This is a genomic window from Streptomyces phaeochromogenes (assembly GCF_001418655.1).
Lineage (GTDB): Bacteria > Actinomycetota > Actinomycetes > Streptomycetales > Streptomycetaceae > Streptomyces > Streptomyces phaeochromogenes.
In genome coordinates, this window is sequence record NZ_LIQZ01000273.1 from 1 (window position 1) to 6,543 (window position 6,543).

Consider the following 6,543-nt stretch of genomic DNA (forward strand, 5'->3'; position numbering starts at 1 on the left):
CGCGAGCCCCGCCCGCACGGCCCCCGCCAGCGCCGCTCCCAGAGGTCTCGCGAGCATCAGCGCACCCCGTTCCTTGTGGGCGAGGAGCACCGCGCGCACCTCGTCCTCGTACGGAGCCGCCGCGTGCACCACCGGCAGCCCCGGTGGTTCCGGCTCCGGTCGCACCCGGCTCGGTACGGCCCCCGTCAGGGCGGCACGGCACTCCGGGCAGAGCACCGTGCGAGGTCTCCCACAGCCTCCGCACTCGGCCGGCAGCACCAGGTCGGTGAGGTCCTGCCACCACCCCCGCATGTCCACCACTGTGCCAACGCCCGGGCACCCCTGCCACCCCTGTGGACAACTCCCTGTGGACAACTCCGGCCAATCACAAGGACGTTGTCACCCACACGAGGGAGGCGCTCAGACAGCGAAGGCAGGTCGGCCAAGCCGGACAAGGCCGGCGCTCACCCCGGATAGACCGGCGCCATCCCCGTCTTGACCACCGTCTGCCACTGGGACCCGGACGAGAGCCGCACGATCCCGTCCTCCGAATGGGCCACCAGGGGCAGCCGCTCGTCCTCGGAGGCGGCGATCTCCTTCACGCCGGTGAGCGCGGCGGGTGCCGGACCGACCGGTGTGGAGCCGTCGACCTGGACGTACTGGATCTGCTGCACGACCCGGGCCTCGCGCCCGACCACGACCAGCCGGCTGTCGCCGGCCCAGGACATGGCGGTAACCTCCTCCAGCTGCGGTGCCACGGACCGCAGCTCATGGATGGAGACGGACGGCTTCCCGTCCGATCCGTTCTGCCGCTCGATCCGCCCCAAGAGCAGGGTCGTCCTGTCGTCCTTCCGCACGATCAGCGCGATCCGCACGCCGTCGGCGGCCACCCGCACCGCCTCGATGCGCCCTTCGAGGCCGGGCGTCGTGACCACCAGCGGCTCACCCGCACCCTTCGTGAGCAGCAGCAGCTTGGAGCTCTTCGGGTCGCGGTCGGCCACCCACAGGTCCCCGCTCGCGTCCCAACTGGGCGTCGTCAGCCCGTCGTCCTCCGACTTGGCCTTGCTGCGCAGCACGGGCTCCCCGAGCGAACCGCCCGACGCGAGCGACCCGACGTACAGCGAGCGTCCGTCGAGGGACACCCCGGCGGCGGTGTCCTCGTCCCGCGAGACCGCGGCCGAGCGCAGCGCCTTGTCGCCGTCGCCGAGCGCACCCGGCACCGGCTCGGGCTCTTGCTCGCTGCCCGTGCTCGCTATCCGGACGAGCCGCTTCTCACCGTCGATGAAGTACTCGTACTCGGCACGCTTCGCCGGGCCGTGGGCGACGTAGATCTCGGCCTTGCTCGCTCTGAGCGCACACGACTGTGTGCCGTCCGAACGCTGCAGCACCACCTCGTCGATGCCCGTGGGCGTCAGGTCCTCCAGGGTGAACAGGAGTTGGGCCGCCATCTCCGTGCACACGGACTGGCCGATCCGGTCGGCCTTGTCGTTCAGCGGCACCGTCAGCCGGTTCTGATCGTCGGGCGCGAGTGTCTTGACGCCCTTCTTCAACGCCGTACCGGTGGGGAAGCTGGACCTGACGACCGGCTTGAGCCAGCTCGTCGGCCCCTTCAGGACCGAGCGGACCATCTGCGTCACCGGGTCCACCTGCTCACGCACATAGACGGGGTCGGCGACGGCCCCGAGCTGATCGTCCGACCTGCCCGAGGTGTTCGACGCGAAGTAGTACTTGTTGACGGACAGGTAGTTGCGCTGGAAGTCGGACTTCCCCATCACCAGGCCCTGCGGCAGCTCGTCGATGCGCCACTGCCTGCTGCCGTCCTTCTCCTTGTACTTCGCGAGGTGCACGAGCTCGTTGTACGTGCCCGCGGCGGGCTCGTACGCGAACTGCGAGTCCACCTTGGCGACCCTGGTGCCGGTCAGCGAGTACACGTAGTCGCCGGTCGCCTCCCGGCTGCCGCTGTGCTCCGCCGCGGTGTTCGGCCCGTCCGCGAGCACCGTCGTCGACTGGTTCGGACGCCACTCCTTGGACGCCTCGCCCGTCAGGTACTTGCGTGCCGTCTCGAACCCCGGATCGTCGCTGGTCAGTGCCTCCAGGAAGCCCTGCACGATCTCCTCGGGCTGCGCGTTCTCCCGCGGCGGCATGGCGAAGACCCGGACCTGCGGGTCCGGCCGCTGCGAGGCCTCGACGCCGCGCAGATCCCCGCCGTCCGGCATCGAGGCGCACCCGGTCAGCAGTACGGCCCCGCAGACGCCGTACGTCACCAGACGCACCGGACGCCGACGGCCGCCCCGATCGCGGTCAGCGCCCACGTGATTCCTCCCCCTGCTTCAACTGTTCCGGCCTCTCACCGGTTCCCCGGCCGTCCTCGGACGGGGCGTCCTCCGCCGCCTCGGGGCTCTGGCCGCGCGTTTCCGCGGTGGGCCGCGGCACCACGCGCGCACCGTTGCCGGGCAGCGCCGCCGGGTCCACCGCGCCCGTCACCCGGGGAGCGATCATCGGCGGCGGCCCGGTGCGCTCGCTGACGGGCTGCGCGGGCACTGTGGCCAGCTTCTGCGTGCCGCCGAGGGGCAGCCCCGCGTCGTTCAGCCCGCGGTTGCGCCGCGAGTCCTTGGGCTCCAGGGGTATCGGCGAGCCCCGCAGCGGCTCGTCCGCGGTCCGCGGCAGCGTCAGCCGGAACTGCGAGCCGCCCCCCGGCTCTCCCCAGGCCTGCAGCCAGCCGCCGTGCAGCCGCGCGTCCTCCAGGGCGATGGACAGACCGAGGCCCGTACCGCCGGTCGTACGCGCGCGTGCCGGGTCCGCCCGCCAGAAGCGGCTGAACACCCGGGTCGCCTCGCCGGGCTTGAGCCCCACTCCGTAGTCACGCACCGCGACCGCGACCGCCCCGCCCGCCGCGGCGAGTTTGACCACGACGTCCTTGCCCTCGCCGTGCTCCACGGCGTTGACGACGAGATTGCGCAGCACCCGCTCCACGCGCCGGGCGTCCGCCTCGGCGACCACCGGCTGCTGGTCCCCGACGACCTGTATGTGCGTGCCCTTGCGGTCGGCGAGCGGCTCGGCCCCGCTGACGACCCTGCGGACGACCTCCCGCAGGTCTATCGGCTCGGCCTCCAGGGCCGCCGCGCCCGCGTCGAAGCGGCTGATCTCCAGCAGGTCCGCGAGCAGCGTCTCGAACCGGTCCAGCTGGTCGGCGAGCAGCTCGGCCGACCGCGCGGTCATCGGATCGAAGTCCACGCGCGCGTCGTGGATGACGTCGGCCGCCATCCGGACGGTCGTCAGCGGCGTACGCAGCTCGTGCGACACGTCGGAGACGAACCGCCGCTGCATCCGCGACAGGTCCTCCAGCTGCTGGATCTTCAGCTGCAGGTTCTGCGCCATCTTGTTGAAGGCCTCGCCGAGCCGCGCGATGTCGTCCTCGCCGGTGACCTTCATACGTTCCTGGAGGCGCCCTGCGGACAGCCGCTCGGCGATCCCGGCGGCCATCCGTACGGGCGTGACGACCTGGCGCACCACGAGCCAGGCGATCGCCCCGAGCAGCACCACCACGAACAGCCCGGCCGTCGCGAGCGTCCCCTTGACGAGGCTGAGCGACTTCTCCTCCTGCGTGAGCGGGAAGAGGTAGTACAGCTGGTACGGGGTGTTCTTGGGGTCGTTGAGCTGGGTGCCGATGATCAGCGCCGGCTGGGACGCCTGGCCGTTGGTGTAGAAGACGCGCGTGTAGCTCTGGGCCGCGCCCGCGCCCTCGTCGACCCGGTCGCGCAGGTCCTCGGGCACGCTGAGGCTCCAGTCGACGAAGCCCGACGCACGCGGGCCGAGGCCCCTGCTGTCGTTGTCGGCGGAGGCGGTGCTGAGGGTCACGACGCTGAACGCGCCCTGGCCGCCGCTGGACAGCGACTCCACGAGGGCGCTCATCCAGCCGCTCACGTTCTGCACGGGGTTCTCGTCCGGGCCGCCCGGGCCGTCGTCCGCGCCCGCCGCGCTGTCGGCCTCCTGCTTGGCGACCGTGAACCCACCCGTGGCCTGGCTCTGCGAGGCCTTCACCTTGGCGTCCAGCAGGCCGTTGCGCACCTGCCCGATCACGACGAAGCCCAGCAGCAGGACGACACCCAGCGACATCAGCAGGGTCGTGGCGACGACCTTGAGCTGGATGTTGCGCCGCCACAGCCGCATGACGGGCAGCAGCGGACGGCGCACCCAGCGCATGAGCAGCCGAAGGACCGGGCTGCCCTGGACTCCGCCCTGCAGCAGCCCGCCCTCGGCGAACTGTCCCCAGCGGGAGCCCGTCGTCCTCCGGCCGACAGGCCGCCCCGCGCGGGTCCCCGGCTGGCCGGGCGCCGAAGCGGCACTGTCCCGGGACATGTCAGCTCGGTCCGGCCTTGTAACCGACGCCACGGACGGTCACCACGATCTCCGGCCGCTCCGGGTCCTTCTCGACCTTGGAGCGCAGCCGCTGCACATGGACGTTCACCAGGCGGGTGTCCGCCGCGTGGCGGTAGCCCCACACCTGCTCCAGGAGCACCTCACGCGTGAACACCTGCCACGGCTTGCGGGCCAGCGCCACCAGCAGGTCGAACTCCAGCGGAGTCAGCGCGATGGACGCCCCGTCCCGCTTCACAGAGTGACCGGCCACGTCGATGACCAGATCGCCGATGGCGAGCTGCTCGGGCGCCGGCTCCTCCGACCTGCGCAGCCTGGCCCGGATCCGGGCCACCAGTTCCTTTGGCTTGAACGGCTTCACGATGTAGTCGTCCGCGCCGGACTCCAGGCCGACCACGACATCGACGGTGTCGCTCTTCGCGGTGAGCATCACGATCGGTACCCCGGACTCCGCCCTGATCAGGCGGCACACCTCGATGCCGTCCCGGCCGGGAAGCATCAGGTCCAGGAGCACCAGGTCGGGCTTGCTCTCACGGAAAGCGGCCAGCGCCTTGTCGCCGTCGGCTACGAAAGACGGCTCAAAACCTTCACCACGCAACACAATGCCGAGCATCTCGGCCAGTGCGGTGTCGTCATCGACGACAAGGACTCGTCCCTTCATAAACGACATCATCCCATTAACTAAATCGTTACCTGGCGTGACCTGTCACACAGCTCTTCAAGCGCCTCAGCCGTCACGGGAGACACAGCGCCCTCCTCGGTGACGATCGCAGTCACCAACTCGGGCGGCGTCACGTCGAAGGCCGGGTTGTACGCCTGGGTCCCCAGGGGTGCCACCGGTATCCCGCCTCCCGCTTCCGCTCCCGCCACCGGCACCTGCGGTGCTGTGATCTCCGTCACTTCATGTCCGGCACGCTGCTCGACCTCGATCGCTGCTCCGTTCGGAGTGTCCGGATCCACCGTCGTCACCGGCGCGACCACGATGAACGGCACATGGTGGTACCTGGCCAGCACTGCGAGCGGATAGCTCCCCACCTTGTTCGCCACCGAACCGTCGGCCGCGATCCGGTCGGCACCGATCAGCACCGCGTCCACCTCTCCCGCCGAGAACAGCGATCCCGCAGCGTTGTCCGTGAGCAAGGTGTACGCCATTCCGCTCCGCGCCGCCTCATAGGCCGTCAGGCGAGCACCTTGCAGCAACGGCCGCGTCTCGTCCACCCAGAGCCTGCGCAGCCGCCCCGCCCGGTGCGCCGCGAGCGCCACCGCGAACGCCGTGCCCTCGCCCCCGGACACCAGCGCACCGGTGTTGCAGTGCGTGAGAATCCGGTGGTTTCCGCCGGGCAGCAGCTCGTCGAGCAGCGCCAGCCCGTGCGTGGCCATCCGGGCGCTGGCCTGGGCGTCCTCCTCGTGGAGCGCCCGCGCGGCGGCCAGCGCGGCATCGGCGGCCTGCTTCTGGTCACCACCGCCCCGCAGGACCGCGAGGTGGGCCGCCTGGGCCCTGCGCGCCCCGTACGAGAGGTTCACCGCGGTCGGCCGAGCACTCGCGAGCGAGGCCGCGGCCTCGTCCACGTCGAACCCCCGGGCGGCGGCGAGCGCGACCCCGTAAGCCCCCGCGATGCCGAGCAGCGGCGCCCCGCGAACCGCGAGCGTACGGATCGCCTCCACCAGAGCGGGCGCGTCCGTGCACACCAGCTCGACCTCCTCGGCGGGCAGCCGCGTCTGGTCGAGGAGGACCAGTACAGGACCTTCCGGCGGCTCGTCCCACCGGATCGCCGGAATCTCGGTGGGCCGCTGGTTCTCGCGGGATTGCGCGTACTGATCAGCCATCCGCCCAGTCTGCCCCGTACCGGCCGGACAATTGAAGGTGTGCAGCCCATACGGCAGCCGGTCACTTCCCGGCCACACCGTGGCACGATGGCAGCCAACCTGCCGCCGCGACCGCGGAACGGGCACCGTGAAGGAGCGACGATGAAAGACACTCCGGGCTGGGCATCGCCCGGATCTGCCCCCTCCGACGGGCAGAACGGACAGGAGCCGACGGCTTCCGGCCCCGCCGAGCCCGCGGACCGGCCCGGTCCCACGGAGCCCGCGGGCCAGCCGGGCACCGACCCGTCCGGCCCCGGCCCGAAGTGGTCCAAGGAGCAGCCCCCGCCGGCCCAGTGGCCGTCCCCCGGCAGCCCCCAGGAC

The 6,543-nt window shown here is 71.4% G+C and carries 5 protein-coding genes and 1 pseudogene; 1 reads left to right on the top strand and 5 read right to left on the bottom strand.

The genetic code is table 11. The features are described from left to right. The 5 genes from AOK17_RS31905 to mtnA all read right to left on the bottom strand — a co-directional run. The coding region (locus AOK17_RS31905) for a ComF family protein (RefSeq protein ID WP_425424653.1) at nucleotides 1–291 on the bottom strand (291 nt) is incomplete at its 3' end. Between the two features lie 152 nt (nucleotides 292–443). Beyond that, entirely contained in the window at nucleotides 444–2,291 is a 1,848-nt protein-coding gene (locus AOK17_RS31910; protein ID WP_107102554.1) for an LpqB family beta-propeller domain-containing protein, read from the bottom strand. Continuing rightward, nucleotides 2,281–4,338: an MtrAB system histidine kinase MtrB gene (mtrB, locus tag AOK17_RS31915; RefSeq protein ID WP_055616052.1), complete on the bottom strand. Its 2,058-nt coding sequence runs from the start codon at nucleotides 4,336–4,338 to the stop codon at nucleotides 2,281–2,283. The genes AOK17_RS31910 and mtrB overlap by 11 nt, the downstream gene beginning before the upstream one ends. Before the next feature lies 1 nt (nucleotide 4,339). Next, nucleotides 4,340–5,029 (bottom strand): two-component system response regulator MtrA, encoded by a 690-nt coding sequence (gene mtrA, locus AOK17_RS31920; protein ID WP_188114266.1) that lies wholly within the window; start codon nucleotides 5,027–5,029, stop codon nucleotides 4,340–4,342. Nucleotides 5,030–5,037: 8 nt separating this feature from the next. Further along, nucleotides 5,038–6,183, bottom strand: a complete 1,146-nt coding sequence (gene mtnA, locus AOK17_RS31925; RefSeq protein ID WP_055616054.1) for an S-methyl-5-thioribose-1-phosphate isomerase — start codon at nucleotides 6,181–6,183, stop codon at nucleotides 5,038–5,040. A gap of 141 nt (nucleotides 6,184–6,324) precedes the next feature. On the opposite strand from mtnA, the pseudogene AOK17_RS49075 reads away from it, so the two are divergent. After that, nucleotides 6,325–6,543, top strand: a pseudogene (locus tag AOK17_RS49075) (hypothetical protein); the annotation flags it as partial.

Bases quoted from the DNA above. Each gene is read 5' to 3' on its own strand.
- mtnA (WP_055616054.1), bottom strand. From the start codon at position 6,183: ATGGCTGATCAGTACGCGCAATCCCGCGAGAACCAGCGGCCCACCGAG.
- mtrB (WP_055616052.1), bottom strand. From the start codon at position 4,338: ATGTCCCGGGACAGTGCCGCTTCGGCGCCCGGCCAGCCGGGGACCCGC.
- mtrA (WP_188114266.1), bottom strand. From the start codon at position 5,029: ATGATGTCGTTTATGAAGGGACGAGTCCTTGTCGTCGATGACGACACC.